Annotated in this window: 27 protein-coding genes and 1 riboswitch; of the genes, 17 read left to right on the plus strand and 10 right to left on the minus strand. The window is 71.6% G+C overall.

Annotated features, from left to right (window positions below; translation table 11 throughout):
• The first annotated feature begins 68 nt into the window (after nt 1-68).
• Entirely contained in the window at nt 69-377 is a 309-nt protein-coding gene (locus ACIRB4_RS23620; RefSeq protein ID WP_403294121.1) for a hypothetical protein, read from the plus strand.
• 64 nt (nt 378-441) lie between these two features.
• Here ACIRB4_RS23620 and ACIRB4_RS23625 read toward each other — a convergent pair whose 3' ends face one another.
• The 3 genes from ACIRB4_RS23625 to ACIRB4_RS23635 all read right to left on the minus strand — a co-directional run bounded on the left by ACIRB4_RS23625 (nt 442) and on the right by ACIRB4_RS23635 (nt 3,883).
• Nucleotides 442-1,500 carry a hypothetical protein gene (locus ACIRB4_RS23625; RefSeq protein WP_403294122.1) on the minus strand — a complete coding sequence of 353 codons (1,059 nt, stop codon included), beginning with the start codon at nt 1,498-1,500 and terminating at the stop codon, nt 442-444.
• A gap of 87 nt (nt 1,501-1,587) precedes the next feature.
• Nucleotides 1,588-2,952 (minus strand): (2,3-dihydroxybenzoyl)adenylate synthase, encoded by a 1,365-nt coding sequence (locus ACIRB4_RS23630; protein ID WP_403294123.1) that lies wholly within the window; start codon nt 2,950-2,952, stop codon nt 1,588-1,590.
• Between the two features lie 226 nt (nt 2,953-3,178).
• The gene (locus tag ACIRB4_RS23635) at nt 3,179-3,883 is read right to left on the minus strand and encodes an NADPH-dependent F420 reductase (protein WP_403294315.1); all 705 of its coding nucleotides are present in this window, start codon (nt 3,881-3,883) and stop codon (nt 3,179-3,181) included.
• A 180-nt stretch (nt 3,884-4,063) separates the two neighbouring features.
• On the opposite strand from ACIRB4_RS23635, the gene ACIRB4_RS23640 reads away from it, so the two are divergent.
• From ACIRB4_RS23640 to ACIRB4_RS23655, 4 genes are all read left to right on the plus strand, one after another.
• Nucleotides 4,064-5,362, plus strand: a complete 1,299-nt coding sequence (locus ACIRB4_RS23640; RefSeq protein WP_403294124.1) for a YncE family protein — start codon at nt 4,064-4,066, stop codon at nt 5,360-5,362.
• Nucleotides 5,363-5,450: 88 nt separating this feature from the next.
• Entirely contained in the window at nt 5,451-6,068 is a 618-nt protein-coding gene (locus tag ACIRB4_RS23645; RefSeq protein WP_403294125.1) for a hypothetical protein, read from the plus strand.
• Nucleotides 6,069-6,225: 157 nt separating this feature from the next.
• Nucleotides 6,226-7,050, plus strand: coding sequence for an RNA polymerase sigma factor SigF (locus tag ACIRB4_RS23650; protein ID WP_403294126.1), 825 nt, complete (start codon nt 6,226-6,228; stop codon nt 7,048-7,050).
• 76 nt (nt 7,051-7,126) lie between these two features.
• Nucleotides 7,127-8,335, plus strand: coding sequence for a phosphatidylserine/phosphatidylglycerophosphate/cardiolipin synthase family protein (locus ACIRB4_RS23655; RefSeq protein WP_403294316.1), 1,209 nt, complete (start codon nt 7,127-7,129; stop codon nt 8,333-8,335).
• Between the two features lie 13 nt (nt 8,336-8,348).
• Here ACIRB4_RS23655 and ACIRB4_RS23660 read toward each other — a convergent pair whose 3' ends face one another.
• From ACIRB4_RS23660 to ACIRB4_RS23670, 3 genes are all read right to left on the minus strand, one after another.
• Nucleotides 8,349-9,278, minus strand: a complete 930-nt coding sequence (locus tag ACIRB4_RS23660; protein WP_403294127.1) for an anti-sigma factor RsbA family regulatory protein — start codon at nt 9,276-9,278, stop codon at nt 8,349-8,351.
• Nucleotides 9,275-9,559 (minus strand): STAS domain-containing protein, encoded by a 285-nt coding sequence (locus tag ACIRB4_RS23665; RefSeq protein WP_403294128.1) that lies wholly within the window; start codon nt 9,557-9,559, stop codon nt 9,275-9,277. The genes ACIRB4_RS23660 and ACIRB4_RS23665 overlap by 4 nt, the downstream gene beginning before the upstream one ends.
• A gap of 219 nt (nt 9,560-9,778) precedes the next feature.
• On the minus strand, nt 9,779-10,021 hold the full coding sequence (locus ACIRB4_RS23670; protein ID WP_403294129.1) for a DUF6411 family protein: 243 nt from the start codon (nt 10,019-10,021) through the stop codon (nt 9,779-9,781).
• 158 nt (nt 10,022-10,179) lie between these two features.
• Between ACIRB4_RS23670 and ACIRB4_RS23675 the strand changes: the two genes are divergently transcribed.
• Nucleotides 10,180-10,899: a leucine-rich repeat domain-containing protein gene (locus ACIRB4_RS23675; RefSeq protein ID WP_403294130.1), complete on the plus strand. Its 720-nt coding sequence runs from the start codon at nt 10,180-10,182 to the stop codon at nt 10,897-10,899.
• 32 nt (nt 10,900-10,931) lie between these two features.
• Here the strand turns inward: ACIRB4_RS23675 and ACIRB4_RS23680 are convergent, their stop codons facing one another.
• On the minus strand, nt 10,932-11,882 hold the full coding sequence (locus ACIRB4_RS23680; RefSeq protein WP_403294132.1) for an endonuclease/exonuclease/phosphatase family protein: 951 nt from the start codon (nt 11,880-11,882) through the stop codon (nt 10,932-10,934).
• A gap of 208 nt (nt 11,883-12,090) precedes the next feature.
• Here ACIRB4_RS23680 and ACIRB4_RS23685 point away from each other — a divergent pair, with 208 nt between their 5' ends.
• The 4 genes from ACIRB4_RS23685 (at nt 12,091) to ACIRB4_RS23700 (ending at nt 16,793) form a co-directional block, all read left to right on the plus strand.
• Nucleotides 12,091-13,308 carry an RNA ligase gene (locus tag ACIRB4_RS23685; RefSeq protein ID WP_403294133.1) on the plus strand — a complete coding sequence of 406 codons (1,218 nt, stop codon included), beginning with the start codon at nt 12,091-12,093 and terminating at the stop codon, nt 13,306-13,308.
• A 4-nt stretch (nt 13,309-13,312) separates the two neighbouring features.
• Entirely contained in the window at nt 13,313-14,227 is a 915-nt protein-coding gene (locus ACIRB4_RS23690) for an AAA family ATPase (protein WP_403294134.1), read from the plus strand.
• A gap of 72 nt (nt 14,228-14,299) precedes the next feature.
• A complete protein-coding gene (locus ACIRB4_RS23695; protein ID WP_403294135.1) occupies nt 14,300-15,412 on the plus strand; it encodes a CapA family protein in 1,113 nt (370 codons plus the stop codon).
• A gap of 67 nt (nt 15,413-15,479) precedes the next feature.
• On the plus strand, nt 15,480-16,793 hold the full coding sequence (locus ACIRB4_RS23700) for a phosphoribosyltransferase family protein (RefSeq protein WP_403294136.1): 1,314 nt from the start codon (nt 15,480-15,482) through the stop codon (nt 16,791-16,793).
• Here ACIRB4_RS23700 and ACIRB4_RS23705 read toward each other — a convergent pair.
• Entirely contained in the window at nt 16,790-17,710 is a 921-nt protein-coding gene (locus ACIRB4_RS23705; RefSeq protein WP_403294137.1) for an alpha/beta fold hydrolase, read from the minus strand. The two genes, ACIRB4_RS23700 and ACIRB4_RS23705, sit on opposite strands and share 4 nt — an antisense overlap.
• A gap of 228 nt (nt 17,711-17,938) precedes the next feature.
• Between ACIRB4_RS23705 and ACIRB4_RS23710 the strand changes: the two genes are divergently transcribed.
• On the plus strand, nt 17,939-18,517 hold the full coding sequence (locus ACIRB4_RS23710) for a Type-2Aa cytolytic delta-endotoxin (RefSeq protein ID WP_403294138.1): 579 nt from the start codon (nt 17,939-17,941) through the stop codon (nt 18,515-18,517).
• A 188-nt stretch (nt 18,518-18,705) separates the two neighbouring features.
• Entirely contained in the window at nt 18,706-19,476 is a 771-nt protein-coding gene (locus tag ACIRB4_RS23715) for a hypothetical protein (RefSeq protein WP_403294139.1), read from the plus strand.
• 45 nt (nt 19,477-19,521) lie between these two features.
• Here ACIRB4_RS23715 and ACIRB4_RS23720 read toward each other — a convergent pair whose 3' ends face one another.
• Nucleotides 19,522-20,418 carry a transglycosylase SLT domain-containing protein gene (locus tag ACIRB4_RS23720; protein ID WP_403294140.1) on the minus strand — a complete coding sequence of 299 codons (897 nt, stop codon included), beginning with the start codon at nt 20,416-20,418 and terminating at the stop codon, nt 19,522-19,524.
• A gap of 4 nt (nt 20,419-20,422) precedes the next feature.
• Nucleotides 20,423-20,583: riboswitch (cyclic di-AMP (ydaO/yuaA leader) on the minus strand.
• Between the two features lie 371 nt (nt 20,584-20,954).
• On the opposite strand from ACIRB4_RS23720, the gene ACIRB4_RS23725 reads away from it, so the two are divergent.
• From ACIRB4_RS23725 to ACIRB4_RS23745, 5 genes are all read left to right on the plus strand, one after another.
• Entirely contained in the window at nt 20,955-21,341 is a 387-nt protein-coding gene (locus tag ACIRB4_RS23725) for a PadR family transcriptional regulator (protein ID WP_403294141.1), read from the plus strand.
• Nucleotides 21,331-21,897 (plus strand): hypothetical protein, encoded by a 567-nt coding sequence (locus ACIRB4_RS23730; RefSeq protein ID WP_403294142.1) that lies wholly within the window; start codon nt 21,331-21,333, stop codon nt 21,895-21,897. Before ACIRB4_RS23725 ends, ACIRB4_RS23730 begins: the two co-directional genes overlap by 11 nt.
• 107 nt (nt 21,898-22,004) lie before the next feature.
• Nucleotides 22,005-23,486 carry a carboxylesterase/lipase family protein gene (locus tag ACIRB4_RS23735; RefSeq protein WP_403294317.1) on the plus strand — a complete coding sequence of 494 codons (1,482 nt, stop codon included), beginning with the start codon at nt 22,005-22,007 and terminating at the stop codon, nt 23,484-23,486.
• 177 nt (nt 23,487-23,663) lie between these two features.
• Nucleotides 23,664-24,020, plus strand: coding sequence for a hypothetical protein (locus ACIRB4_RS23740; protein WP_403294143.1), 357 nt, complete (start codon nt 23,664-23,666; stop codon nt 24,018-24,020).
• Nucleotides 24,021-24,144: 124 nt separating this feature from the next.
• Complete coding sequence (locus ACIRB4_RS23745; RefSeq protein WP_403294144.1) at nt 24,145-25,071, plus strand: glutaminase; 927 nt, start codon at nt 24,145-24,147, stop codon at nt 25,069-25,071.
• Between the two features lie 69 nt (nt 25,072-25,140).
• On the opposite strand, the gene ACIRB4_RS23750 is transcribed toward ACIRB4_RS23745, so the two are convergent.
• A complete protein-coding gene (locus ACIRB4_RS23750; RefSeq protein WP_403294145.1) occupies nt 25,141-26,073 on the minus strand; it encodes a MerR family transcriptional regulator in 933 nt (310 codons plus the stop codon).
• Between the last annotated feature and the right edge of the window lie 79 nt (nt 26,074-26,152).

The following is a 26,152-nucleotide window of genomic DNA, read 5'->3' on the forward strand; positions in this document are numbered from 1 at the left end:
GCCGCGGACGGTGAACTGAGTACGGCGTCCGATACCCGGCCCCGGCCCGCGCTGGTTCGATACGGATCATGACCTCGGACACCCGGCGCAACCGCCGTATGCAGCACGTCACGACCACCGGCTCGGCGCTGGCCGTGGCGCTCGTCCCGCTGGTCGTCGGCGTTCTGCTCGCGAAGTCGGTGGGAGCCGATCCGATGACGCCGGTCAACGCCCTGATCACCAGCGGCGGCCAGCGGGCCCGCCTCTCCCGCTCCCAGCTGCGCACCTGCGGGGGACGGGCACTGCGCAGGGCGGGCGCCGGTGTGCGGTCGGTGCGGCACGGGCGGGCGGTCGGCGCGGCGCGTGTCGTACGCGCCGGCCGCGCGCGGCAGCTGTGACGCCCGCAGGCCGCCATGGGCCTGGCGGCCTGCGGGAACGCCCGCGGGTGCTCTCCTGGACGGGTCAGCCGGTGGGAAGGCCCAGACCGTAGTACCGGACGTGGTAGCCGTCCACGTACTCGGCCTCGCCGCCGACGATCAGATCCGCCGGCTCGCTCACCCCCGCCGTCCTGGCCGTCGCCACGAGCATCTCCGCGAGTGCGCGGCCCTTCGGTTCGCCGGGGCCGCCCGCGTCCACGCGCCACACCGGATCGTCGTCGCTCCAGACCGACGCCGTGCCGGGGTGCTGGGCGACCGTGCCCCAGCCGAGCGCGGCGGGATCGACACCGTCCGGGGCGAAGCAGCCGATCGACAGCCGGTCGCCGCACGACACGTCGAAGAGGATGGGCGAGCCGTTTCCGGTGCGGCCGTAGAACGGCATCCCGATGCCGATGCCGAGGGCGGTGGCCTCGGCGGGCAGTGCCCCCAGGAAGCTGCCGAGGGACCGGGTGACGGTCTCCCAGCTCTGCGCGGTCCAGCCGCCGGGAAAGCCGAGACCGGCGTTGGCCTGGTCGCGGTTGCTGCCGAAGAAGCCGCTGATCGAGTGCTCCTCGCCGATGCCCTGACGCCAGAACCAGTTCTCCGCCGGGTCGGTGGGCTGCAGGACCAGCTCCGGCCCCGACGCCCCGGCGCGCAGCTCCAGGGTGTCCGGCCGGCCGCGCCAACGCGCGAAGGGGGCGCCCCAGAGCGGCCCGCTGTCGTAGAAGGGGCCCATGTCTCCGTGCGAACCCATGACGGACGGCTTGCCCAGCGCGGCGGTCAACTCCTCCCTGACCGCGCGGAAGGCCGCGGCCTGCGCCGCGGCGTCCGGTGCGGCGGTCGCCACCGGGACCGCGAGCTCCACGTACGACTCGCCGTCGGCGTAACGCTTCTCGTATGTGCCGACCGGCCGCAGGCGGGCGTCACCCGAGGGCCGGCCGGTGATCAGGACGGGCTTGTCGGGCGTACCGCTCCAGGCCCAGCCGAGCTCGGCCGCCAAGGCCCTCACCCCGTCCGGCGTCCAGCCGCCGGTGTCCGCCGCGACGAGTCGCCGGGCGAGATCCGCGATCGACTGGCCTTCTGTGCTTCCCCGTTGTTCGTTCATGCGCTCATCCTGCCGCATCCCAGGTCGGACGGTTCTGCGGGGTGTACGGGCCGGCTCCGACCGTGACCGCCAGGCCGATCTACGCGATCAGCCCGGCCGTAGGCCGTCCTTGAGCCGGCCGGTCACCACCAGGTCGCCGTCCGAGGTGCGCCGCGCGAGGACGCCGGTGCGGAAGTAGCCGTCGCCGGTGAACGAGCGGGCGTTGTGGTCGGGCGCCCGGTAGTAGCCCCGCAGGGTGTACGGGCCGCGGGCGAGGAGTTCGCCGGGCTCCCCGTCGGGCACGTCCTCGCCGTCACCGCCGACGATACGGATCTCGTCGTCGGGTGAGAGGGGGCGGCCCTGCGTGGTGAGCACCGTCTCGTCCGGGTCGGCGGGCCGGGTGAGGGTGAGCACCCCTTCGGGCATGCCGAAGACCTGCTGCAGACGGCAGCCCAGTTCGGGGCCGATCCGTTCGGCGGTCGCCCGGTCCAGGGGTCCGCCGCCGATCTGTACGAGACGCAGAGCGCTCACATCGGCCTGGACCGTGGGCAGCGCGTCGAGCAAGAGCTGGGCGGCGGAGGGCGTCAGCGACGTGAGGGTGACCCGCTCTCGTCCGATGACCGCGAGGCATTCGGCCGGGTCCGGGTCCTCGGCCAGGACGACGGTGCCGCCGACGGAGAGCGTGCCGACGACGCCGGGGCAGCCGAAGGCGAAGTCGAACGCGGCGGGCAGCGCGGCGAGATACACGTCGTTCTCGATGAGCGCCACCGACTCGGCGGCGGCCCCCGCCTGATAGGCGTAGTCGTTGTGGGTACGCGGAACGAGCCAGGGCGCCGCGACGGTGTCACCGGAGGGAAGGAAGAACGCCACCTGGTCGGCGCTCTGCGCGAGCGGCGGCTCGGGCGGGGCGTCGAGGGAGCCCAGCGGAGAGTAGTGACAGCCCGACGGGTCGGTCGTCAGGCCGCCGGACAGGGACGACGAGCCTGATGCCTCAAAGGTGAACACCCGGCGCAGGAAGGGCCATCGGGCCGCGATCTCCGCGGCCATCGCCGTGTGGTCGAAACCCTGGTACGTCGAAGGACCGACATACCCGGCCGCCTGGGTGAGCCGCGCGAGGTGGGACACCTCGGCCGTGCGGTGCGAGAGGGGGCAGAGCACGGGGACCGCGCCGGCGCGCATCAGCGCGAACACGGTGACGACGAACTCCGGGACGTTCGGCAGCTGGACCACGACCCGCTGTCCGGGCCGGAAGCCGCGCAGCCGGAACCCCGCGGCCATGCGGTCCACGCGCCGGTTCAGACGCGCGTACGTGATACGGGTGCCGCCGTGCACGAGCGCGGTCCTCGGGCCGTACTGCAGCGCCCAGCCGCGCAGCAGATTGTCCAGCGTATTGCCACGCCAGTGCCCGGCCGCCCAGTAGCGGTCGACGAACTCCTCGGGCCAGGGCGTGCAGCCGTCGAGCATGGGTGGCATTCGCTTCCTTCTGTACCGGGTCCTGAGCCGGAAGCCGTGCGGGGCGTTGATGATCCAATCCGTCAACGCCCGCCGTTCGCAAGGCGCGTTCCCGACCAGGGACGCGGTACGCCGTCGGCGGAACGTCCAAAGGAGCGCCGCTGGCCAGGAGGAACGGCACGGACCGCGACCGCGCGAGCAGTGCAGCCGCGCGCCGGGCCTCCTGGTCGGCGCCCGAAGCGAACGGTCAGCCGCGGAACGCCTCGGGCCGTACGGGCGAGGCCTCGGCGAGGGCCTGTGTCACGGCCTCGACCCCGCCGCGCAGGCCGTAGACCGGGGTGTCCGGCTGCTGGCGCCAGGAGTCGTCGATGCCGCCCGCGTCGACGGTGTCGAAGCCCAGTTCGTCGATCAGCTCGCGTACGGCCTTCTTGGCCACCTCGTCGTCGCCCGCCACCGGAAGCGCGATCCGCTCCGGATCGCCGGCCGGGCGCGGCTTGTCGAGGATGTCGTCGGCGTAGGTGCCGTTGAAGGCCTTGATGACGGGGTGCCCGAGATGCTTCTCCGTCCAGCGGCTCTCGGTCAGTCCGTCGTCCTCGATGGCGGCGATGCGACCGTCGCGCTGCTGCGGGTAGTAGTTGCCGGTGTCGATGACGGCGAAGCCGTCCGCCGCACCCTCGAAGAGTCCGGCGGGGAGGTCGGGGACAGCCTTGAGCGGGACGGTGACGACCACGATCTCGGCGCCGTGCGCCGCCTCGGAGACGGGGACGGGCGTCGCACCGGTCTCCTCCGCGAGGGCCGTGAGGGTGTGCGGGCCGCGGGAGTTGGCGACGGAGACGTCGTGACCGAGTGCGGTGAGCCGGCGGGTGAGGTTGCCGCCGATGTTCCCCGCGCCGATGATGCCGATCTTCATGGAGCTTCCTTCCGAACCGGGTGCGGCGAAGTGCCACGCCAGGCGAGAACCGCCGACCACCTGGACCTATTCCCCGGCTCCGCCCGGCGCGTGCGGTCGTCGCGGCGATCCGACTTGTTCCGCACCGACTCTTGTGGCGGCGGCGACAACTGCTTACTTTCGAGTAACTCGCTTTCGCCGCAAGGTCGTCGGCGGCCCGGCCGTCTCCTGGAAGGAACCCGGATGTCTGCTCCCCGTACAGGTCGCGGCGCGCGCCGCCTCCTGCTCGGCTCCCTCGCCGCCGTCCTCGCGATCACCGCCGGCAACGGCGGAACCGTGGCCGCGGCGCCGAGCGACCAGGGCGCCACCGGCCTGCGGGAGGTGATGTTCGTGGGAAACAACTGGGACGGCACCGCCGACGTCATCCGCTCCACCGGCGACTTCCGGCGGATCGGCCGCCTGAATGTGATCCCCGACCGCGAGCAGCGGATGTGGGAGATCGGCCTCAACCCCGTGAAGCTCGCCTACTTCCTCGGCATCCGGCAGGGTCCCGGCGAGGGGCACGACCAGTTCGTCGACGACATGTACGCCACACCGGACGGCTCGGCCATGGTCGTCTCCCGCCCCAGCTTCGCCGACGTCGTCTCCCTCGACCTGCGTACGGGAGCGATCAACTGGCGCTTCCCCGTCTCGGGCTTCCGCTCCGACCACATGGCGGTCTCACCCGACGGCACCCGCGTCGCCGTCTCCGCCTCCACCTCCAACACGGTGCACGTCCTCGACATCGTCACCGGCGAGGAGGTCGGCTCGTTCACCACCGGCGACAAGCCGCACGAGAACGTCTTCAGCGCCGACGGCCGCCACCTCTGGAACATGTCCATCGGCGAAGTCACCACGGCCCTGGACGAGCCGTGGCTCGACTGGACCAAGGGCGACCGTCGCATCACCGTCGTCGACGCCCGCACCTTCGAACCCGTACGGGTCGTCGACATGCGCGCCCGTCTCGACGCCTTCGGCCGTAAGGACCTCTCCGACGCCGTACGGCCGGTGGCCTTCACCCCCGACGAGTCCACGCTCTACTTCCAGGTCTCGTTCTTCAACGGATTCGTCGAGTACGACGTCGCCGCCGACCGGATCACCCGCGTCAAGGAACTCCCCGAGAACGCGGCGACCGACCCGAACCGCACCACCTGGGTCAACGACTCCCGCCACCACGGCATGTCGATGAGCCCGGACGGCAAGCGGCTCTGCGTCGCCGGCACCATGGACGACTACGCCACGGTCGTCGACCGGGCGACGCTCCAGGAAGGGCCGCTGGTCGAGGCGTCCAAGCCCTACTGGGCGACCGTCAGCGGGGACGGCCGTTCCTGCGTCATCTCCGAGAGCGGCGCGGACCGGGTGACGGCCATCGACTTCGCCACCGGCCGCAAGATCGCCACCGTCGCCGTCGGCGATCACCCGCAGCGCGTCCGGCTCGCCCGGATCCCCGCCGACTGGAGCGGCCCGTCCACCGGCTCCTCCAACGGTCCGTCGGCGGGGTGAGCGGCCCGCGCCCGGCGCACGGAGGCGTACGGGTGCGCCAGGGCGCGACCGAGGTGTACGGCAGGCGGCGAGGGGAAGCCTCCCCGCCGTGAACCAGGACGAGCCGACACGGCCGACACACGAGCCCCATCTGCGCAAGACGTCCTTCACACCCGAGGACGAGGCCAGACACCGCCAGGACTTCCTGGCCGGCACGGTGTTCGTCGCCGCGGCCGGCATCATGTCGGCGGGCGACGGATCGGGCCTCGCACCGCTGGAACCGCTCTTCGTCGTCTACGTCCACGAGGACGAGCGGACCTTCGGCGTCATACCGCAGCTCCGCGAGGCGTTCGCGATCCTCGACGAGGCGGGAGCCGCGGACACGTACGGCCGGATGGAGGTCGCCACCGGCTGGTCCGGCATGGGCGGCCACGACCCGCTGCTCAAGCTGCACCTGCGCTTCCTCGGCCCCCGCCCCGCCGCCGGCACGGCCCAACTGGTCCTCCCCGGCAGGCGGTACGCCACGGTGTGGCAGCACATCGTCGACGGCGGTCTGATCGGCATCAGCTCCCAGGAGCGGATGGAGCGAGCCGTCGGCGGCCCCGGCGCGTCCTTCGCCGACGGGATCGACGCCTGCGTCCTGCTCGCCACCGGGACCTCGCCCGTCCTGGACCAGTTCATCGACGGCTACGGCTGGCCCCGCCGCGCACGGTCGGCGCCCCACTGACCGGGGGAGGCCGGCCGGGCCTGTCCCGGTCGCCGATCAGGAGCGCGCAAGCATGCCCGGCTGCGCTGGGGGTAGGCGCGCTCCCACGGGGGTCGAGATGAGTGCTGGTCGATGAGGGAGGGGCCCGAGAGTGTTGACGACGGCTAAGAGGACGCGGGTGGAGAACGATGTGGCGTGCCTGCCGTCGGTCGACAATCCGCTCCAGGTTGCTCCGAAGGACGCCCGTACCCTGTCGAAGCTGTTCTTCGAGCAGTTGGCGGTGCTGGAAGAGGGCACCCACGAGTACCAGTACGCGCGGAACACCCTCATCGAGATGAACATGTCGCTCGTCCGCTATGCGGCAGGCCGCTTCCGCAGCCGTGGCGCCGACGAGATGGAGGACATCATCCAGGTCGGCATGATCGGCCTGATCAAGGCGATCGACCGCTTCGAGCTGTCTCGTGAGGTCGAGTTCGCCACGTTCGCCGTCCCTTACGTCGTCGGCGAGATCAAGCGGTTCTTCCGTGACACCTCCTGGGCCGTTCACGTCCCGCGCCGTCTCCAGGAGGCGCGTGTGGAGCTCGCCCGCGCCACCGAGGAGCTGGGCACCCGGCTCGGTCGCACCCCCACGGTCAAGGAGCTGGCCGAGCTGATGAGCCTGTCGGAGGAAGAGGTCATCGAAGCCCGTCTGGCCTCCAACGGATACAACTCCGCCTCCCTCGACGCCGCGATCAACGGCGACAACGAGGACGGCGAGGCCGCCCTCGCAGACTTCATCGGCGCCGAAGACCCCGCCATGGAACTCGTCGAGGACTTCAACGCCCTCGCGCCCCTCATCGCCGGACTCGACGACCGCGACCGGCAGATCCTCCATATGCGCTTCGTCGAAGAACTCACCCAGTCCCAGATCGGCGAACGCCTCGGATGCTCCCAGATGCACGTCTCCCGCCTGCTGTCCCGCACGTTGAAGCAGCTCCGCGAAGGCATGCTCACCACTCAGTGAGCTCGGGCGCCGGTGTCTCCCACCGGCGCCCATCCCTCCTCTGACGGCCAGGTGAGTCATGACAAGTACGTACGAGATGCGGGAGTCGAGTCAGGACGCCCCCGGCGATCCGGCCCCTCCGCCGCCGTCCGATGAACGCAAGCACCGCCTCCGGCGGCGCCTGGAGCGGCTGATCGGCATCGCTGCCACGGAGGGGAACTCCGTGACGGCCCTGCGCAACGGGGACGAGATCTTCGAGGCCATGCTGGCATCGATCCGTTCCGCCGAGCACACCGTGGACATGATGACCTTTGTCTACTGGCGCGGGGACATAGCCCGTGATTTCGCCCGTGCCCTGGCGGAGCGGGCCCGCGCAGGGGTACGGGTGCGTCTGCTCCTGGACGGGTTCGGCAGCCGGCTGATCGAGAAGGAGCAGCTGGTGGCGATGGAGCAGGCCGGGGTCCAGGTGTCCTGGTTCCGTAAACCGCTCCTTCTCTCACCGTTCAAGCAGAACCACCGCTGCCACCGCAAGGTCCTCGTCGTGGACGAGCACGTGGCCTTCACCGGCGGCGTCGGGATCGCCGAGGAGTGGTGCGGCGATGCCCGCAACGAGAGGGAATGGCGCGACACCCACGTCGAAGTACGGGGCCCCGCGGTGGACGGAATCGCCGCCGCGTTCGCCCAGAACTGGGCCGAGTGCCATGACGAACTCTTCGACGAGCGCGACCGCTTCGTCGAGCACGAGCCGCAGGGCGATGCCGTGGTGCAGGTGGTGCGCGGGTCGGCCAGCATCGGCTGGCAGGACATGCAGACGCTCATTCGCGTGATGCTCGAATCCGCCGAGGAGCGGGTTCGTCTGGCGACCGCCTATTTCGCCCCTGACGCCTACTTCGCCGAGCTGCTGTGCGCGACGGCCCGGCGCGGGGTCGAGGTGGAGATCCTGCTCCCGGGCCCTCACACCGACAAGCGGGTGTGCCAGCTGGCCGGGCAACGCTTCTACGAGATCCTGACCGCTTGTGGCGTGAAGATCTACCACTACCAGCCGACGATGATGCATGCCAAGGTCATCACCCTGGACCGGACCGCTGCCCTGATCGGCTCGACCAACTTCAACCGACGGTCGCTCGACCACGACGAAGAGGTCATGCTCGCCATCCTGGACGAGACCTTCACCGCCACGCTCGACGAGCACTTCGACCGCGACCTGGAAGCGAGTGAGAAGATCAGCGACGGCCGCTGGAAGAAGCGCTCACCCGTGCAGCGCGCCAGGGAAGCGGCCGTCCTCCTCATACGCCGCTTCCTGTAGCGGCGCGGGACGATCAGCGGTTGAGGTAGAAGCGGACGGTCGTGCCGTCCTCGGCCGTGTGGACCCGGACGAGGTCGGCGAGGTAGTTGACCAGAAGGAGACCACGCCCACCCAGTTGGCCACGTGCCGGAGGTCGGCGGCCGGCGAGCGGGTCGGCCAGGCGGCCCCCGTCCCTGACCTCGCACACGATCCGTTCGCCTTCCGCCCACATCCGCAGGGTGCCCGAACCACCGCCGTGGACCACGCTGTTGGTCGTCAGTTCCGCCACCAGCAGCGCGAGATCCTCTTCCCGGTCCCGGGCCAGGCCCAGAACCTCGGCCTGCTTGACCGCGAAGTAGCGGGCCGCTGGAAGCTCCTCGGCGCCGAACGCGAGGGCGGCGGCGCCCACCGGATACGCCAGAGGCTCGTTGTAGCGGGCGACGACCGTGTGCCAGTCGTAGGCCTCGCTGCTCAGTTCACGGCCCTGGTCGATGACCGTGGGATGCGTGGCCCAGGCGTCCGCGATCACCTCGGCATCCAGGCGCACCGTGTCGTAGGGGCACAGGATGGTCGCGTCTCGGCCTTGGAAGGCCGCGTTGATCAGTGCCTCGTGCTGCACGCACGCCGGATACTCCATGGCGGTGCGGCCGGCCCAGATCGGCTCGCCGATGATGCGGACGCGGCCTTCCCCGTGGGCGTCGGCGAACGCTCTCAGCACTCCCGGGATGATCCGGCCGGGATTGCGGCCGACCTCGGTCATGTCGAGGAACTGGACCTCGTCCGCGCTCGACCCGAGGGCGGACTTGATCAGTTCCAGGTTCGGGCCGGGCACGGCGACTGCCACGGCTTCTCCGGCGGCCAAGCCCTCCTGTACGAAAGGCACCGTTCCGGCTGTGTACTCCTGCTCGTCCCGGTAGAACAGCGCCGGGTGCAGGAACGACTCCCCAGTGGCGACCGTACTCATCGCGGCACCACCTCAATGGTCGGCAGATCGGGCCAGAAAATATCCAATATGCGCCGTAGCTCGGACGGCGGTTCTTCCAGAACGAGGCGGCCACCGGACAGGTTCAGCGACGTGACCGCCAGCGCCGCCACACCGGCTACGTCGACGAACTGCAGTTCCGACATTTCCACGTAGGAGACGTCCTCGTGGCACCGTGCCATGGCCGACAAGGCGGCTTCCCAGGAAGGGCGGGTGAGTACGTTGATCTCGCCCGTGGCGCGTACTCCTCGACGACCGGACAAGGGACCTACCTCCAGCAGAGCCCTGCCTGGCGACGGCACGGGGCAGGGCCCGTCCGCGTCGTGTGGGGCATCCACGCTCTGGTCTCCTACGTCGGCGTTGGCGGCCGCTCACCGTTGCCCGGTCGACTTCTGCCGGGACCGCGCGGCCGCTCCCGAGCCCGGATCTTATCCGATGGACGACGCCCCGGGCGCGGGGGACCGGCGATCCCGCGTGCGGAGTCAGAACGGCAAGCGGGACCGGCCCTTCCGCCCGGCGCGAGCGCTGCGCCCGGCAGCGCGGTTACTGCTGTGGAACGGCTTGCTCAGCCAGCGGCCGAGAAAGCCGGGAGCCTTGTTGGCGCCTCGTGCCCCTATCCCCAAAGACTTCTGTGTCCCTCTCTGCGGGCCGTGCGACAGCTTCGGCACCAAAAGTCCCAGAGCGAACAAAAGGACACATACTCCGATGACTACGGCTATGACCATGGTCTTCTCCTTCGCTTGACCGCTCGGTGTGTAGGCCGCTTACCCCGCTTCGTGAAGGACACCGCCGCCGGGGGGAAATCGCGGAATCACTCCGTGTCCCTGTGGCAAGGTCGGCGCAGCACCGCCGGTGCCCGCCCCGAGGTGAAGGGAAGCCTGACGTGAGCCTCACCGTGAACCTGTGGCGCCGACGACTCGGTCATGTGCCGGAGTGGGTCTGGCACCACACCGAACTGCGCGTCCTCATCCTCGCGGACAACGGGCTGACAGCGCTCCCGCCCGAGATCGGGCGGCTGACGCGGCTGCGCACACTCGACCTGGGCCACAACGCCCTCACCGAACTGCCCGAGGAACTGGGCGATCTGCCGGCGTTGAGCGACTGCCTCTATCTGCACGACAACAAGCTGACCCGGCTCCCCGCCGGCCTGGGTCGCCTGACGAACCTGTGCTATCTGAACGTCGGCGAGAATCCGCTCTCCGCCCTTCCCGACACCCTGGGCGACATGACCGGACTGGTCGAACTGCGGGCGCAGCACAGCCGGCTGACCTCGTTGCCCGACTCCATCGGCCACCTCGCCGGCCTTCGCGAGCTGTGGCTGCGCGGCAACGAGCTCGGCCGCCTGCCGGAGTCGGTCGGCGGCCTGCGCGAGCTGCGCCACCTGGACCTGCGGGAGAACGCTCTGGCCGAGGTGCCCGACTCCCTGTCCCGCCTGCCTCTGCTGCGCCAGATCGACCTGCGGAGCAATCGGCTCGACCGGCTGCCGGAGTGGCTCGCGCGGATGCCGTCGCTGGAGAAGCTGGACCTGCGGTGGAACGAGATCGACCCCGAACTGCCGCTCGTGACCGAGCTCCGGCGCCGAGGGTGTGTGGTCCTGACCTGATTCCCGATCGCGTCTCCTTGCCGATCGACCGCTCAGAACCGCACCCGCGCCCCGACGGGCAGATGGTCGCTCCCGGTGTCCGGCAGCGTCCACGTCTCGACGACCTTCGCGCCGCGCGCCAGCACATGGTCGATACGGGCCAGCGGCAGCCCGGCCGGCCAGCTGAACGCGAACTCCGCCCGGCTTCCCCGGACATGCGAGGTCACCGGGCTCAACCCTCGGTCGTCCAGGGTGCCGTTGAGGTCGCCGAGAACCAGGACCCTGTCCTCCCGCTCGGCCGCGAGCGCGCGACCGAGCAGAGCCGCGCTCTCGTCGCGCCACCCCGTCGCGTACCCCTCGGTGAGGCGGATCCGTACCGACGGCAGATGCGCCACATAGGCCGCGATGTCCCCGCCCGGCGCTCGCACGACGGCGCGTAGCCCCCGATCCCAGCCCGGGCCTATCGCCCGTGGCTTGATGTCGACACGGGTGACGTCCTCCAGGGGGTGCTTCGACCAGAGCCCCACCGTGCCGACGCTCGCGTGATGGGGATGCGTCCGGGCGAACGCCGCGCGGTACGTCGGCAGAGCGGCGGGGGTCAGCTCCTGCAGAGCGACGAGGTCGGGGTGGGCGCCGAGGACGGTCCGCGCCACCCGCGAGGGGTCGGTGTTCTCGTCGCTGACGTTGTGCTGCACCAGCGTCATGTCGTACGTGTCCAGCTCCCGAGGCAGCAGGGCGTCGCGGAACACCCCCGCCCACACGGCCGCGAGCACCAGGCAGGCCACCACCGCGACGCCCGAGCGGCGCACGGCCCCCAGGACGAGCCCGGCCGGCACCGCGAGCCCCAGCCACGGCAGGAAGGTCTCCAGCAGGCCGACGGGATGACCCGGCAGCCGGGGGAGCGAGGAGTGGAGCAGCAGGACGCAACCCAGCGCGGCCGTCACCGCCGCCGTGATCAGCCCACGGCGCCGCCGTACCCCCGGAGCCGCCGTCCGCTCTGCCAAGACCCTGCCGTCCTCTCCGGTGCCCCTGTCGTCGCCTGTGATCGGCTGTCATCGGCGCGGGGCGGGTGCGCCGATGACTGGGACGCCGGAGGCGGCGATCCAGTTGCGGCCGGCCACGAGCCGGCGGGCGGCCGCTCCCACGCCTTATTCGCTGTCGCCCATGGGTTCACGTACATGACAATGAGTCACCACGAACCAGGAGGAACCCATGAGCCAGGGCACCCTGACTCTTCACCGTCTGCTGCCGCCCGGGGAACTGGCGGCCGCCCTCGACGCCGGGCACGTCACGCGCAAGGCGCACCCCGAACTGCCGCTGTCGATCTACACGTACACACGCGCGTGCCAGTACGAGCGAATCTGGAACAGGGTCACCACGCGCTGCCGCGGGCTCGTCGCCGACGACGTCACCGGGGAGATCGTCGCCCTGCCCCTGCCGAAGTTCTTCAACATCGGTGAGCACGAGGCCGGTCAGCCCTACGCGCCCGCTCTGCCCGACGAGCCGTTCGAGGTCTACGACAAGGTCGACGGCAGCCTGGCGGTGGTCTTCCACTACGCCGGCCGGTGGCGGGTCGCCTCCAAGGGCTCGTTCGTCAGCGCGCAGGCGACCTGGGCGCAGCGCCGGCTCGACCGCACCGACACGGCGGCGCTGGTCCCCGGGGTGACCTACCTGGCGGAGATCCTCTACCCGAAGAATCGTATCGTCGTCGACTACGGCGACCGCCGTGACCTCGTGCTCCTCGCGGCTTTCGCCGCCGACGGCACCGAGATACCGCTCGCCGACGCCGCCGCCCACTGGCAGGACATCGGCTCCGTCGTCACGGTGTGGCCCGCCATGGAGATCGACGAGCTGGTCGCGATGACCGAGTCGAACACCCTGCCCGGCGGGCGCGCGGCCACCGGCATGGACGCCGAGGGATTCGTGCTGCGCTTCGCCTCCGGCGTACGGGCGAAGGCGAAACTGTCCGAGTACGTACGGCTCCACAAGGTCCTGACCGGGGTCACCGAACGGGACATCTGGCGCAGCCACGGCATCCAGCGCTTCGCCGGGATGTCCGCCAAGCGGCTCGCCCAGGGTCTGGGTTGCTCGGTCGCCGAGCTCGACGGCATCAGGGCCTCGGGCGGCCGGCCGCTGGACGCCCTGCTCGAACAGGTGCCGGACGAGTTCGACACCTGGGTGCGCGGCGTGATCGCGCGCCTGGAGGACGAGGCGGAGGTGCGCCGGCGCGCCATCGACGACGCCTACCGGAGCATCGCCCATCTGGCCGCCGACCGGGCCGCGTTCGCCCGCGCCGTACGCGATCTGCGCGACGAGGGTCTGCGGGCGGCGATGTTCCTGCGCCTCGACGGGCGGCCGACCGACCTCGTCGTCTGGCGCGCCGTGCGCCCGGAGGCGACCGACCCCTTCACGACCGACCAGGAGAACTGAGACCGTGCCAGTCGTACATGTCATGACGGGGCTGCCGGCCTCGGGGAAGACGACGGCCGCAAGAGAGCTGCAGGCGCGGTCCGAGGGCCGGATGCGGCGCGTCAACCTCGACGACCTGCGGACCATGCTCGACCCACCCGCCCCCGAGCGGGGCCGTTCGCACGCGCACGAGCAGACCGTCCTGGGCATCCAGGACGCCGCGGTGCGCGCGGCCGTCGACGGCGGATTCGACGTCGTGGTCGACAACACCCATCTGACGCCCCACATCCCCAAGCGTCTCAAGGCGGCGGTGGCCGGCCAGGCCACCTTCGTGGTCCACGACTTCACCGGTGTGCCGGTCGAGGAATGCGTCCGCCGCGACGCCGGACGGGCACGACCGGTCGGTGAGGAGATCATCCGCGTCCTCGCCGACAAGCACGCCACGGCCATCCGGGGCGGCTGGCGGCTGACCGACGCCTGGCTGAACGACCGGCCCCCCGTAACGCCGTACGTTCCCGATCCGGCGCTGCCGTCCGCGGTGATGTGCGACATCGACGGCACCCTCGCCCTGCGCCGCGACCGGAGCGCGTACGACTTCACCCGCTGCCACCTCGACGCGCTCAACGGCGCGGTACGGGACGCCCTGCGGGCCTTCCAGAGCACTCACCGCGACGCGATCGTCCTTCTCTCGGGACGCGGCGAGGACCACCGCGCGATGACGGAGGCCTGGCTCCGGCACCACGAGGTGCCCTACGACGAGCTGTGGATGCGGGCGTCCGGTGACGGCCGCGGCGACGACATCGTCAAGGCCGAACTCTTCGACGCGCATGTCCGCCACCGCTACGCCGTACGCGTCTCCCTGGACGACCGCGACCGCGTCGTCGCGGTGTGGCGCCGTATGGGCCTGCCGACCTGGCAGGTCGACTACGGCAACTTCTAGCAGCGAGCGGCCCGCTTCCCACGGGACCGCGGGCCGCTCGTCCGCCCCTCATACCGCGTCTACCCTGGAGGTATGGGCACTGACCTGGTCAGACTGTTCCTCAGCGGAGACGTGATGCTCGGCCGGGGAGTCGACCAGATCCTTCCCCACCCCGCCGATCCCGTCCTCCACGAGCAGTACGTGCGTGATGCACGGACCTATGTGGAGCTGGCCGAGGCCGCGAACGGGCCGATCCCCCGGCCCGTGGACTTCGCCTACCCCTGGGGAGACGCCCTCGGCGCCCTCGCCGCCGATCCGCCCGACGTCCGCGTAGTGAACCTGGAGACGGCCGTGACGGCGGACGGCGACGCGGCCCCCGGCAAGCCCATCCACTATCGGCTGCACCCGGCCAATCTGCCCGCCCTCGCCGCCGTACGCCCCGACGTGTGCGTGCTGGCCAACAACCACGTACTCGACTACGGCCCCCGCGGGCTCGACGACACCCTCGGCGCTCTCGCCGCCGCCGGGCTGCGCACGGCCGGAGCGGGCCGGGACGCCGACGAGGCGCGGCGGCCCGCGGTCGTCCGCCTCCCCGGCGGCGGCCGGGTGCTCGTCTTCGCCGTCGGCATGGCCTCCAGCGGCATCCCGCCCGGCTGGGCCGCCACCGAGGAGCGGAGCGGCGTCCACTACGCCGCCGCGCCCAGCGGCGCCGCCGCGGCCCGCTTCAGTGCGCGCGTACGGGACGAGAAGGGTCCCGGCGACATCGTCGTCGTCTCCCTCCACTGGGGCTCGAACTGGGGTTACGCCCTCACGTCCGCCGACGTCGCCTTCGCGCACGCCCTGATCGACGGCGGTACGGACATCGTGCACGGGCACTCCTCGCACCATCCACGGCCGCTGGAGGTGTACCGGGGCAAGCTCGTCCTGCACGGCTGCGGTGATCTCATCAACGACTACGAGGGCATCGCGGGCTACGAGCGGTACCGCGACGACCTGCGGATCGTCCCCATCGTCTCCGTGACGGCCGAGAACGGCGGCCTCCAGGAGGTGCGCATGATCCCCATGCAGGCCCGGCGCATGCGGCTGGAACACGCCTCCGACCGGGACACGCGGTGGCTCCACGGCGTCCTCGGCCGGATCAGCCGCCCCCGCGGCGCCCGGGTGGACCTGGCCCCGGACGGCACGCTGACCGCCGCGGTCGCGTAGCAGCGCGCGCCGAGCGAGAGGCGCACGCCCCGCGCACCGCTCTCCAGACCAGGGAGACGAACGCACCATGTTCTTCACCGACCGCACCGACGCGGGCAGGCAGCTCGCCGCCCGCCTGGACCACCTCAAGGGCCGTGACGTCGTGGTCCTCGGGCTGCCGCGCGGCGGCGTGCCCGTCGCCGCCCACGTGGCCGACGCCCTCCGCGCTCCCCTGGACGTCTGCCTCGTACGCAAGCTGGGGGTGCCGTACCAGCCGGAGCTGGCCATGGGCGCCATCGGCGAGGGAGGCGTACGGGTCGTCAACGAGCGGGTACTCCGCGAGACCGGCGTGTCCGACCGTGACATCGCGGACGTGGAGGAGCGCGAGCGCGCGGTCCTCGCACAGCGTGCCCAGCGCTATCGCGGGTCGCGGCAGCCGGTCCACCTGGAGGGCCGGACGGTCATCGTGGTGGACGACGGCCTGGCGACCGGAGCCACGGCGGTCGCCGCCTGCCGGGTGGCCCGGGCCAGGGGCGCCGCGCGGATCGTGCTCGCCGTCCCGGTCGCGCCCCACGGCTGGTCCGCCCGGGCCCGGGGGGAGGCGGACGAGACGGTGGCCGTGCACGAGCCCGACTTCTTCTACGCGATCGGCCAGTTCTACAGCGACTTCTCCCAGACCGCGGAGGAGGAGGTCCTCGCCCACCTGGAGCGCAACCGCGCTCTGTACGGCACGGCCGCCGGCCCCGCCGACCGGGTCACCCCGCAGGACACGGACGTGGACATCCCGATGGACGCCGTACGGGTCTCGGGCCGGCTGGTGGTACCGGAAGGGGCCACCGGGATCGTGCTCTTCGCGCACGGCAGCGGCAGCAGCCGGCACAGCCCCCGCAACCGGGCGGTGGCCGGCGCCCTGAACCGCGCCGGTCTGGGAACGCTCCTGTTCGACCTGCTCGACGAGGAGGAGGCGGCCGACCGGGCCAACGTCTTCGACACGGAGCTGCTGGCCGACCGCCTCGGCCAGGCCACGGCCTGGCTCGCGGACCGGCCGGGCACGGGAGGGCTCCCGCGCGGCTACTTCGGCGCCAGCACCGGCGCGGCCGCCGCTCTCCGGGCCGCCGCCGTCCCGTCCGCCTCCGTCGCCGCGGTGGTCTCGCGAGGGGGCCGCCCCGACCTCGCGGGCCCCCGCCTCGCCCAGGTCCGCGCCCCCACCCTCCTGATCGTGGGCGGCGCCGACCCTCTGGTCCTCGACCTGAACGAGGAGGCGCAAAGGCGACTGCGCTGCGAGAACCGGCTCGTGGTCGTCCCCGGCGCCGGCCACCTCTTCGAGGAGCCGGGGACCCTGGAACAGGTCGGCGACCTCGCGGCCGACTGGTTCACCGGCCACTTCTCGAAGGGGCCTTAGGGGGCGGCCGCGGGCTGGTGCACCGGGCTGTCGAAGCACTCGACGGGGTTCAGACAGGGCAGCGTCTCGTACGGCTGGTCGGTGAAGAAGCGGACCATGAGGTCGGCCACTTCGGCGTCGCGTTCGATCTGGACGAGGTGGTCCGACTCCTTGATGGTGGTGAAACGGGCGCCGAGTCCTTCGGCGACGCTCCGGCCCATGGACGGGAGCGTGAGGGTGTCGTGCTCGCCGGTGAACACGAGCACCGCCTCCGCGCTCACCCTCGGCTCCGGCAGACTCCAGGGATGGTTCAGGAGACGTTCGTGATGAGTGACGTCCATGGACAGCTGCCGGTCGGTCATCTTCGCGAAGCGCTCCCGCAGGAGGCGTTCCACGGCGGCCCGCCGTCGGACGGTCCCCTGTTCGGGCGGGGACATGAACTGCGCGACCATGTCCTGCGCCATCTCTTCGAGCAGGCCGTCGTCCACCATGCGGCGCCACCGTTCGGCCGAGGCGATGTAGTGGGGGGAGAGGCCCTCGGCGGTTCCACCCAGCATCAGGCGCGTGATGCGGTCAGGGTGGCGCTGCGCGAAGCGCAGAGCGATGGAGGCGCCGAAGCAGGCGCCGAAGACGTTGACGCGCTCGAGCGACAGCGTTTCACAGGCGTGCCGGACGGTGTCGGCCAGGAAGTCCATGCCGTACCCGGTCGGCAGGGGATCGGCTTCGCCGTACCCGGGGAGGTCAAGGGTGAGCATGCCGGTGTGCGGCAGGAGCCACTGCTCGTACCGCTGCCAGGAGAAGCGGTCCTGCGAGGATCCGCCGAGGACGACGACGGGCTCCGTCGCCCGGGTGCCGGCGGTCACGAAGCGGGTCAGGAACCGGAAGCCCCGGTACTCCAGCCATTCTTCCGCTACTTGGCTTTGAATGTCGTGGTACATCCCTGTTGTCTACTAAAGGTCACCTCTGCGCAGGGCAGTGCCACGCCGGACGGCCAGGGCTCGGCGCGAGGACATGGACCGACGGCGGGGACGGCGCGGGAGCGCCGGCGGGCACTGCCGGTCCTCGGGCGGCCGGCGCCGTCCGCACGGCGGGACGCCGTCGCCCCGCGGGCCGCCCCCTCGGCATACTGACCCCTCCTTGATCACCGCGACACCGCAGGAGGAGCATTGACCGCCGACTTCAAGACCGTCATCGAGGTGGGCCCGGACCATCTCGACCAGGCCCACGCCATCGACCGGTTGTTCCAGCAGGCGATCGCCCCGGCGACCGTCAACTTCGACTTCGACAACATCAGGGAGGCGGCCGCCGCCATACCCGACAGCGACATCGTGAAGATGGTCCGCGGCTGGGGACTTCAGGAGAACGCCCCCGTGATGGTCATGGTGCTCTCCCTGAAGGAGGCCGTACGCCAGGCGCTCCCCGGAGAGTTCGCGGACGCCGCCTTCTGGGGCACCATCGAGAAGGAGCTGGTCCACGCGTTCACCGGCCTCGCCGCGCAGGAGGGCGAGCCGGGGCTCTCGTACTACGAAGAGGCGGAGGACCGCACCAGCTACTACCGGGACCTGTTCTTCGCGCTGCAGGACGAGGAGACCGGCGCGTACATGTACGCGATCGCCTTCTGCATCGACGTGACCGTCGGCCTCGACAAGGCCCGGGTCGGCGCCCTGGAGATCGCGGACGTCGCCCCGTACGCGATCCGCCTCAACGCGATCGTGGTGCGCCAGCGACTGGGGCTCGCCGCCTGACCCTCGTCCGCAGGGCGAACACCCGCCCCGGCCCGCCGTCCCGGGCCGGACGAGGGCGCCGCCGCCACCGGGGCATCGGCCGGTCGCGTGCCCTGGACGGGTGAGTGTGCGGGCCGGGGGACAGAGTGGGACGCGGATCGGGTACGGATCGCTGCGTTGCTTCCCCCAACCTCGGAGGATGCTGTCCCATGCCCGTCCGCAAGGCCGCCGCCCGAGCGCTGATGAGCACCCTGTGCGCAGCGCTGCTCCTCGCCGCCTGCACGAAGACACCACCCCTGCCGCCCATCACGGGAGCGGCGGGACCGCCCGGCCAACGAGACGCCGCACCCCACGACCGCCCGGCCCCCCTGCGAACACCGTCCTCGGCCGACCGCATCCCGGGAGTGGGCCCGCTCACCCGCGCGCGGGTTCCCGACGGCACCGGTCAGGCCCTCGTCGTCGTCGGAGAGACCGCGGACACCAACCGGGCCACCGCCGTGCTCTACGAACGCGACGAACGAAAGCAGTGGCGTCGCGTGGCGGGACCGTGGTCCGCGCACAACGCGCTGCGCGGCTGGACCACCCACCATGTGGCGGACGATCTGCGCACCCCGATCGGCGTGTTCCGCATCGGGGACGCCGGCGGGCGACTGCCCGACCCGGGCACACTGCTGCCGTACGACCAGGACGAGGAGTTCGCGCTCGACGGCACCGGCTTCGCCGGAGAGCCGCTGGAAGGCTCCTTCGACTACGTGATCGCCATCGACTACAACCGCGTCCCCGGTACGACCCCGCTCAACAAGAAGCGGCCCCTCGGACTCGGGCGGGGCGGAGGTGTATGGATCCACGTGGACCACGGCGGGCCCACCCAGGCGTGCGTCTCGCTTCCCCGCGAGGTCATGCCGCGACTCCTGCGCGCCCTGGATCCGCGGAAGGAACCGGTCGTCGTCATGGGTCCGAAGGCGGACATCGCACGCTGAAGGGGCTCCGGGCCGACGGCCCGGAGCCCCCTGGGTGGCGCCGGATCAGTAGGGGCCGTTGACGTTGTCGATGGAGCCGTAGCGGTCGGCGGCGTAGTTGCACGCGGCGGTGATGTTGGCGACCGGGTCGAAGAGGTCCATCGACGTACCGGGCACGTGGTAGGCGAGGAAGGTCGGCTCGATCACCTGGAGCAGGCCCTTCGAGGGAGTGCCCTTGGCGGCGTTGGAGTCCCAGAGGTTGATCGCCTGCGGGTTGCCCGAGGACTCGCGCATGATGTTGCGGTGGATGCCGTCGTACGTGCCGGGGATGCCGTACCGGGCCATGACGTCCAGCGACTCCCGGATCCAGCCGTCGAGGTCGTTGGTGTACTGCTTGGCGGCCGCGGGGGCGGCCGGAGCGGCGGCCGGAGCCTGGCCGGGGGCGGCGCCGCGCTCCTGGGAACGGCTGGCGCGGTCGGTGGCGGACGTCGCGGCCTTCTTGGGCTCCACCTCGGCCTTCGCCTTGGCCTTCGCCTTCGTCTTCGGCTGCGCCTCGGGCGCGGTCGCCGACTGCTTGCGAATCGTCAGTTCGAGACCAGGGTGAATAAGTGACGGGTTGTCACCCACGGCGCTGCGGTTGATGCGGTACAGGACTTTCCAGCCGCCCGGAACGCCCTGCTCCTCAGCGATCACGGAAAGGGAGTCACCGCGCGCCACCGTGTACTTCTGGGCGGCGGTTCGGGGCGCTGCGGGAAGCGTTTCGTTGATCTTTTCGACGGTCCTCGCGGCGGCCTTCTCCGCGGTGATTCCGGTGGGGGCGCCGGCCGCCGTGGCGGGAGCGGCGTGGGCGGCGGCGGTCGCGACCAGGGGCAGGGCCAGTGCGGCGCCGCCCGTACTCGCGAGGGCGATGCCCCGGGTCAGAGGGCGTGACTTGGGGCGCCGGTGCTTACCGTGTGCGGGCATGACGAGTTCCTCTCCGGCGCCTGCGGGGTGAGCTGTCGGGTTCGGGCTGGAGATGCCCGGCCGCACGCGTGCGACTTCACCCCGATCCGATCCGGATTTTTTCCGAACCGGAGAGAAAAGTGGGTCCCCCGCTCCTGCCGACGGGTGAATAGGCGGTCTTTCGGACGGTGGCAGGATTCGGCGATCCGTCCGAATGCAGATGACCGTAGGCGAGAAATGGAGCCGAAAACAAGTCTCCGGGTCCTCGGGAATTCCCGAATACGGCGGCCGTGTGTGACGCCGCCCTCACTACCGGGCCCGAGCGCGCCGAACTCCCTTTGGCGGGCAGGCCGAGGGCCGGGGCCGAAACGGTTGCCTCGTCCGGCCGTGATTCACGTCACCCGGTAACGAATATCGCCCTTAACTGGAAATCGGCCACGCTGGGGAGAATCGAAAGAAAAATGAATAACGCCCCTCGGTGTCCCTTTTGATGGTTTATTACCCCCTGTGCGACCACTACCTTGCGATGCAAGGTAGTGGTGCCTATCATGCACCGCATGACAAAGGAGCCGCCGGGCGCCGGTGACCAGCGGCGCAGCCAGCTTCTGCGCGGAGTGCTCGACCTCTGCCTGCTCGCCCTGATCGCCGAACGGCCCCGATACGGCTTCGAGTTCGTCGAGGCGCTCACGGACAGCGGGCTGGAGCTGGTCAGCGAGGGCAGCATCTATCCACTGCTGTCCCGGATGGAGCGGGCCGGACTCGTCGAGTCGTTCCGCGCGCCGTCGTCCAGCGGCGGCGCACCCCGGAAGTACTACCGGCTGACCGGGGCGGGCCGCACCGAACTCGACCGGGGCCGGACCGTCTGGCGCACCTTCGCCGCGCAGGCCGGCCGCGTCCTCACCGACACCGACGAACCCACGGGGGAGACACCGCATGACAACTGAGCAGATACTCGCCGTCTGCCGCAGCAACTGGGAGTACCGCGGCCTCGACGACGCCGCCGTCCGCGACATGCTCGCCGAGCTCTCCGCCCACCTCCAGGACGCGGAGGCGGCCGGACGCGCACCACGCGACGTCGTCGGCGAGGACGTCAAGGCGTTCGCCGCCTCCTGGGCCCGGGCGCGCAGGCCGCTGCACCACAGAGTCCTCCGGATGGGCGCGATGATCCTCTTCGTCGCGGGCATCCTCCTGCTGTTCACGCACCTCGTCCGCTGGACGCCGGCCGTGGACATCACCGCCGGCCGCCTGGCCTTCTGGCTCGGCATCGGGGTGGTCACCGTCGTCCTGGAGCTGCGCCGCGGCTCCCTCGGCCTCGGCAGGAGCTGGCTCCTGGCGCTCCTCGTCGGCATGCCGGTCCTCCTGCTCGCCGACGCGCTCGCGGGTGACGCCCCGCTCTTCCGCCTGCCGCTGTGGGGCACGGTGCTGCTGACCCTGCCGGGACTCGCGTACGCCGTCACCGAGGCGCGCGCCCGGCCGTTGTCTCCGCAGGTGGAAGCCTGATTATCCGATTGCAGGGCTCCGGGCGCCGTGGGAGCCTGTGCTGCCGCGCGGACGGACCGACGGCGAGCGGAGGGGAAACACCTGTGGGTGCGTCAGCGGCAGGCGACATCGTGACGACGAAGCTCGGCACGGTGCGGGGGACGACCAGCGACGGGCTGCGCGTCACACGGGGAATCCCCTACGCCGCACCGCCGTTCGGAGCCGGCCGGTTCCGCGAGCCCCAGCCCGCCGAGCCCTGGGGCGGGGTACGGGACTGCACCCGCTTCGGTCCCGTCGCCCCGCAGTCCGCCGAACTCCCCGGAGCCCCGGTCTGGCGCCCCGGCGACGAGGACATCCTCACCCTCAACATCTGGTCACCGGCCGAAACGTCGGGCCCGCTCCCCGTGCTGTTCTGGATCCACGGCGGCGCCTACACCTTCGGCTCCTCGGCCCAGCCCGATTACGACGGATCCGCCCTCGCCCGGACCGGACTCACCGTGGTCACCTGCAACTACCGTCTGGGCTTCGAGGGGTTCGGACACGTCCCCGGACTCCCCGACAACCGCGGCCTGCTCGACCAGATCGCCGCACTGGAATGGGTACGGGACAACATCGCCGCCTTCGGCGGCGACCCGGACCGCGTCACGGTGGCCGGACAGTCCGCGGGCGCCGGCTCGATCGCCTGCCTGATGAGCGCCGCGCGAGCCCGTGGACTCTTCCGCCGCGCCATCGCGCACAGCGTCCCCGACGCCTACTTCCCACCGGAGTTCGCCGCCGGCCTCGCCCGCAAGGTGGCGGAGGCCGCCGGTGGGGAGCCGACCGCCGAGGGGCTTCTCTCCGCGACGCCGCAAGCCCTCGTCGAGGCCTCGGATCGCGTGGTCTCCCAGTACGCGGCCGACCCGGAGTCGGGACCCCTGCACTACGACACGGTCATCTACGGCCCGGTCCTCGACGGGACACTGCTCGCCGAGGATCCGATCGACGCCCTCTCCGCCGGCGCCGGCCGTGACGTCGATCTCCTGGTGTGCCACACCACCGAGGAGTACTGGCTGATGCGGCAGGTCGGCAGCATGCCCGCGGTCACCACCGAGGACGGACTGGCACGCTTCGCCGCCGAGTACGGCCTTCCCGGCGACCTCGTCGAGCGGTATCGCGCCCTCCTGCCCGATGAGTCCGTGCTCGACATCCACCTCGCGCTCGCCGGTGACGCGCTCTTCGCCACCCACAGCGTCCGCCTCGCGCAGGCCCATGCCCGGGCCGGCGGCCGTACCCACCTCTCCCGGTTCGACCGCCGCCTCACCCGCCCCGACGGCACCCGGGTCAGGGCCTGGCACGCCGCCGACGTCCCCTTCGCCCTCGGCACCCTGGACGCCGACGGCGTCGACTTCCTCACCGGCGGCCCCGCCGACGCGGACGACCGCGACCTCTCGCGGCGCATGGTCCGCGCCTGGTCCGGCTTCGCCACCGCCGGTGACCCGGGCTGGGCACCGCTCGACGGCCCGTCCGGAACCCCGGTCCACGTCTGGGCCGTCCCCGGCGACCGCGAGGAGGGCCCCGCGGCCACCCACGCCCTGTGGCACGACGTACGAGCCGCCGGGCTGCGGCTCTGAGACGTGCCCGCCGACCCGACCGCTGACCCGCCCGCCGGGACACCCTCGGCAGGCGGGATAATCGGCGTGTCGACCGACACGTCGATCGCCCAGTCAAGCCATGTGACAGGTGAAGCCGCGCGAGACGTCCGGCCGGGGCCCGGCCCGGTGTCCCGCCGCAGGAGAGGAAGACCACCGATGGACGTCCAGCACTTCGAGCGCGTCAACGCGTTCATCGAGGCGCGCCTCCGCCCGCTGTTCGACGCCGAGACGGGCAGCGAGCACGGCTTCGGCATGGACGACACCTCCCGCTCCCTGCGCGCGCTCCTCAACACGGTGAAGGCCGCGGCCGCGGTCAAGGGACTCGCCGCCCAGCGGGCCGACGCGGACCGGGCGACCCGCGACATCATCGACCAGGCGCTGGAACACAACTGGGACGTGCTGCGCGGTGTCGCACGTCACTGGGAGGACCACCCCGACTTCCTCCGCGAGTTCAAGCGCCACGCCTGGGAACTCGACGAGAGCCCCGCCGCCGCGGCCACCACGGAGAGCTGACCCGGCCCACCGCGCTCCCGGCCAACCGCGCTCCCGGCGCGCCGCGCGACAGCGGTCCGCCGATGCGCGCCGAGAGCCCTCGCCTCGGACCCCGATCCGGCCGATCGGGCGGCAGGGCGGCACAATGGCGATCATGCTGCAGTCCTTCCTGCCCGTGCTCGAGCGCATCGCCGAGGAGATGGCGGACCTCGCCGTCCGCGGCCGGCCCGCCGACTACATCCCGGCGCTCGCCTCCGCCGACCCCCGGCGCTTCGGGATGGCCGTGGCCGAACTCGACGGGACCGTGTACGGCGTGGGGGACTGGCAGCACCCGTTCTCGACGCAGTCCGTCACCAAGGTGTTCACCCTCGCCCTCTCCCTCGCCCGCGAGGGAGACGCCCTCTGGGAGCACGTGGGACGCGAGCCGTCGGGCAACCCCTTCAACTCGCTCGTCCAGCTGGAGTACGAGAACGGCATCCCCCGCAACCCCTTCATCAACGCCGGCGCCCTCGTCGTCACCGACCGGCTGCACGGGCTCACCGGTGACGCCTCGGGCTGTCTGCTCGACTTCCTCCGCGCCGAGAGCGGCAACCAGGACCTCGACTTCGACCGCGACGTGGCCGCCTCCGAGACCGAGCGCGGCGACCGCAACGCCGCCCTCGGCCACTTCATGGCGTCCTACGGCAACATCGTCAACCCGGTGCCGACCCTGCTGCGCGAGTACTTCCGCCAGTGCTCCATCGCGGCCTCCTGCGCCGATCTCGCCCTCGCCACCGGATTCCTCGCCCGGCACGGCATCCGCGCCGACGGCTCACGGCTGCTGACCCGCAGCCAGGCCAAGCAGGTCAACGCCGTCATGCTCACCTGCGGAACGTACGACGCGGCCGGCGACTTCGCCTACCGCGTCGGGCTGCCCGGCAAGAGCGGCGTCGGCGGCGGCATCATCGCCGTCGTCCCCGGCCGGTGCACCCTCTGCGTCTGGAGCCCGGGACTCGACGCGCGCGGCAACTCGGTCGCGGGCGTGGCCGCCCTCGACCGCTTCACCACGATCACCGGCCTGTCCGTCTTCTGAACCGCCGCCCGAACGTCTAAGGCGTTTTCCGGCCGGGCTGCCGGCCGGACTCCTCCGGCGTCCGCGCCGTCAGGGCGCCGGAGGCGCGGACCGGCCGCCGGTCAGGGCCGCGAGAAGCCAGTCATGGGCGGCCCCCGGGGTGGGCTCCGGTGGGCCGGAGGACGGAGCGGTCAGCTCGGCCACGAGCTCCCAGTAACGGTCGATACGAGGATCCGAGGCGAGCACGGTCCCCAGCCGACGCCGGAAGTCGGGGCTGTCGCGCGTGCCACGGGAGCGGGCGTAGGCGGAGACGAAGCAGTCCAGCGCCTCGCCCTCGCCCGGTGGCCGCCGCGCCCGCATCTGCGCGGCGGCCAGCGCGTACGCCTCGACGAGTCCGTCGTAGAGCACGGCCGGACGGTTGTCCCGGTCGGGCAGGTGCGCCGCAGGCTGGCAGCGGTCACCACCGGCGCAGTCGCCGGAGACGAAGGCGTGCAGCCGCGCGAAGGCGAGCACCTGAGCCGGTGACGGGTCCGGGGGCGGCTGGGGAACAGCCCGGTCGATCACGGCGGCGGCCACTCGCGCCGGGAGCCTCGGCGGCAGCCAGCGCCTCCAGAAGCGGGCCAGCACCGCCGTGTCGGGTGGAGCGGACACGGCGCCGACGAGCCGCAGCCGGTCGGCGCGCTCCTCCGGCGCGCACTCCTGGAGGAGCTGGAGCGCGGCCTCGCGCCAGCGCAGGGCCGCCATCCGCGTGCCGAGTTCCCGCAGCTGCTCCGCGACGACGTCCCGCAGCGTGTCCTCCCGGTCAAGCACCGTGCCCACGTCGGGGACCGGCAGGCCGAGCGAGCGCAACGCGCGGATCGTACGCAGCCGGTCCAGGGCCTCGGGGCCGTAGCGACGGTGGCCGCCGGAGCTGCGGGCCGCTTCGGGCAGCAGGCCGCGGTCCGAGTAGAAGCGGACGGTCTTCACGGTGACGCCGGCCTTCCCGGCGAGCTCACCGATGCTCAGCAGTCCCTCGACGGACACGGCTTGAACCTCCCTCAGGGGGAGTTCCTACGGTACCGGTGCGCCCGGACGGCCCCGGTGGAGGGGCCCGGCCGCACGG

Origin of the sequence: Streptomyces sp. NPDC093600, assembly GCF_044764755.1 — a bacterium.
GTDB lineage: Bacteria > Actinomycetota > Actinomycetes > Streptomycetales > Streptomycetaceae > Streptomyces.

Excerpts from the sequence above, each read along its gene's own strand:
- ACIRB4_RS23620 (WP_403294121.1), top strand. The coding sequence starts at position 69 with ATGACCTCGGACACCCGGCGCAACCGCCGTATGCAGCACGTCACGACC.
- ACIRB4_RS23660 (WP_403294127.1), bottom strand. The coding sequence starts at position 9,278 with ATGAGTACGGTCGCCACTGGGGAGTCGTTCCTGCACCCGGCGCTGTTC.
- ACIRB4_RS23670 (WP_403294129.1), bottom strand. The coding sequence starts at position 10,021 with ATGGTCATAGCCGTAGTCATCGGAGTATGTGTCCTTTTGTTCGCTCTG.
- ACIRB4_RS23685 (WP_403294133.1), top strand. The coding sequence starts at position 12,091 with ATGAGCCAGGGCACCCTGACTCTTCACCGTCTGCTGCCGCCCGGGGAA.
- ACIRB4_RS23745 (WP_403294144.1), top strand. The coding sequence starts at position 24,145 with ATGGCGATCATGCTGCAGTCCTTCCTGCCCGTGCTCGAGCGCATCGCC.
- ACIRB4_RS23705 (WP_403294137.1), bottom strand. The coding sequence starts at position 17,710 with ATGTACCACGACATTCAAAGCCAAGTAGCGGAAGAATGGCTGGAGTAC.
- ACIRB4_RS23715 (WP_403294139.1), top strand. The coding sequence starts at position 18,706 with ATGCCCGTCCGCAAGGCCGCCGCCCGAGCGCTGATGAGCACCCTGTGC.
- ACIRB4_RS23740 (WP_403294143.1), top strand. The coding sequence starts at position 23,664 with ATGGACGTCCAGCACTTCGAGCGCGTCAACGCGTTCATCGAGGCGCGC.
- ACIRB4_RS23630 (WP_403294123.1), bottom strand. The coding sequence starts at position 2,952 with ATGCCACCCATGCTCGACGGCTGCACGCCCTGGCCCGAGGAGTTCGTC.
- ACIRB4_RS23700 (WP_403294136.1), top strand. The coding sequence starts at position 15,480 with ATGTTCTTCACCGACCGCACCGACGCGGGCAGGCAGCTCGCCGCCCGC.
- ACIRB4_RS23655 (WP_403294316.1), top strand. The coding sequence starts at position 7,127 with ATGCGGGAGTCGAGTCAGGACGCCCCCGGCGATCCGGCCCCTCCGCCG.
- ACIRB4_RS23625 (WP_403294122.1), bottom strand. The coding sequence starts at position 1,500 with ATGAACGAACAACGGGGAAGCACAGAAGGCCAGTCGATCGCGGATCTC.
- ACIRB4_RS23640 (WP_403294124.1), top strand. The coding sequence starts at position 4,064 with ATGTCTGCTCCCCGTACAGGTCGCGGCGCGCGCCGCCTCCTGCTCGGC.
- ACIRB4_RS23720 (WP_403294140.1), bottom strand. The coding sequence starts at position 20,418 with ATGCCCGCACACGGTAAGCACCGGCGCCCCAAGTCACGCCCTCTGACC.
- ACIRB4_RS23725 (WP_403294141.1), top strand. The coding sequence starts at position 20,955 with ATGACAAAGGAGCCGCCGGGCGCCGGTGACCAGCGGCGCAGCCAGCTT.
- ACIRB4_RS23730 (WP_403294142.1), top strand. The coding sequence starts at position 21,331 with ATGACAACTGAGCAGATACTCGCCGTCTGCCGCAGCAACTGGGAGTAC.
- ACIRB4_RS23695 (WP_403294135.1), top strand. The coding sequence starts at position 14,300 with ATGGGCACTGACCTGGTCAGACTGTTCCTCAGCGGAGACGTGATGCTC.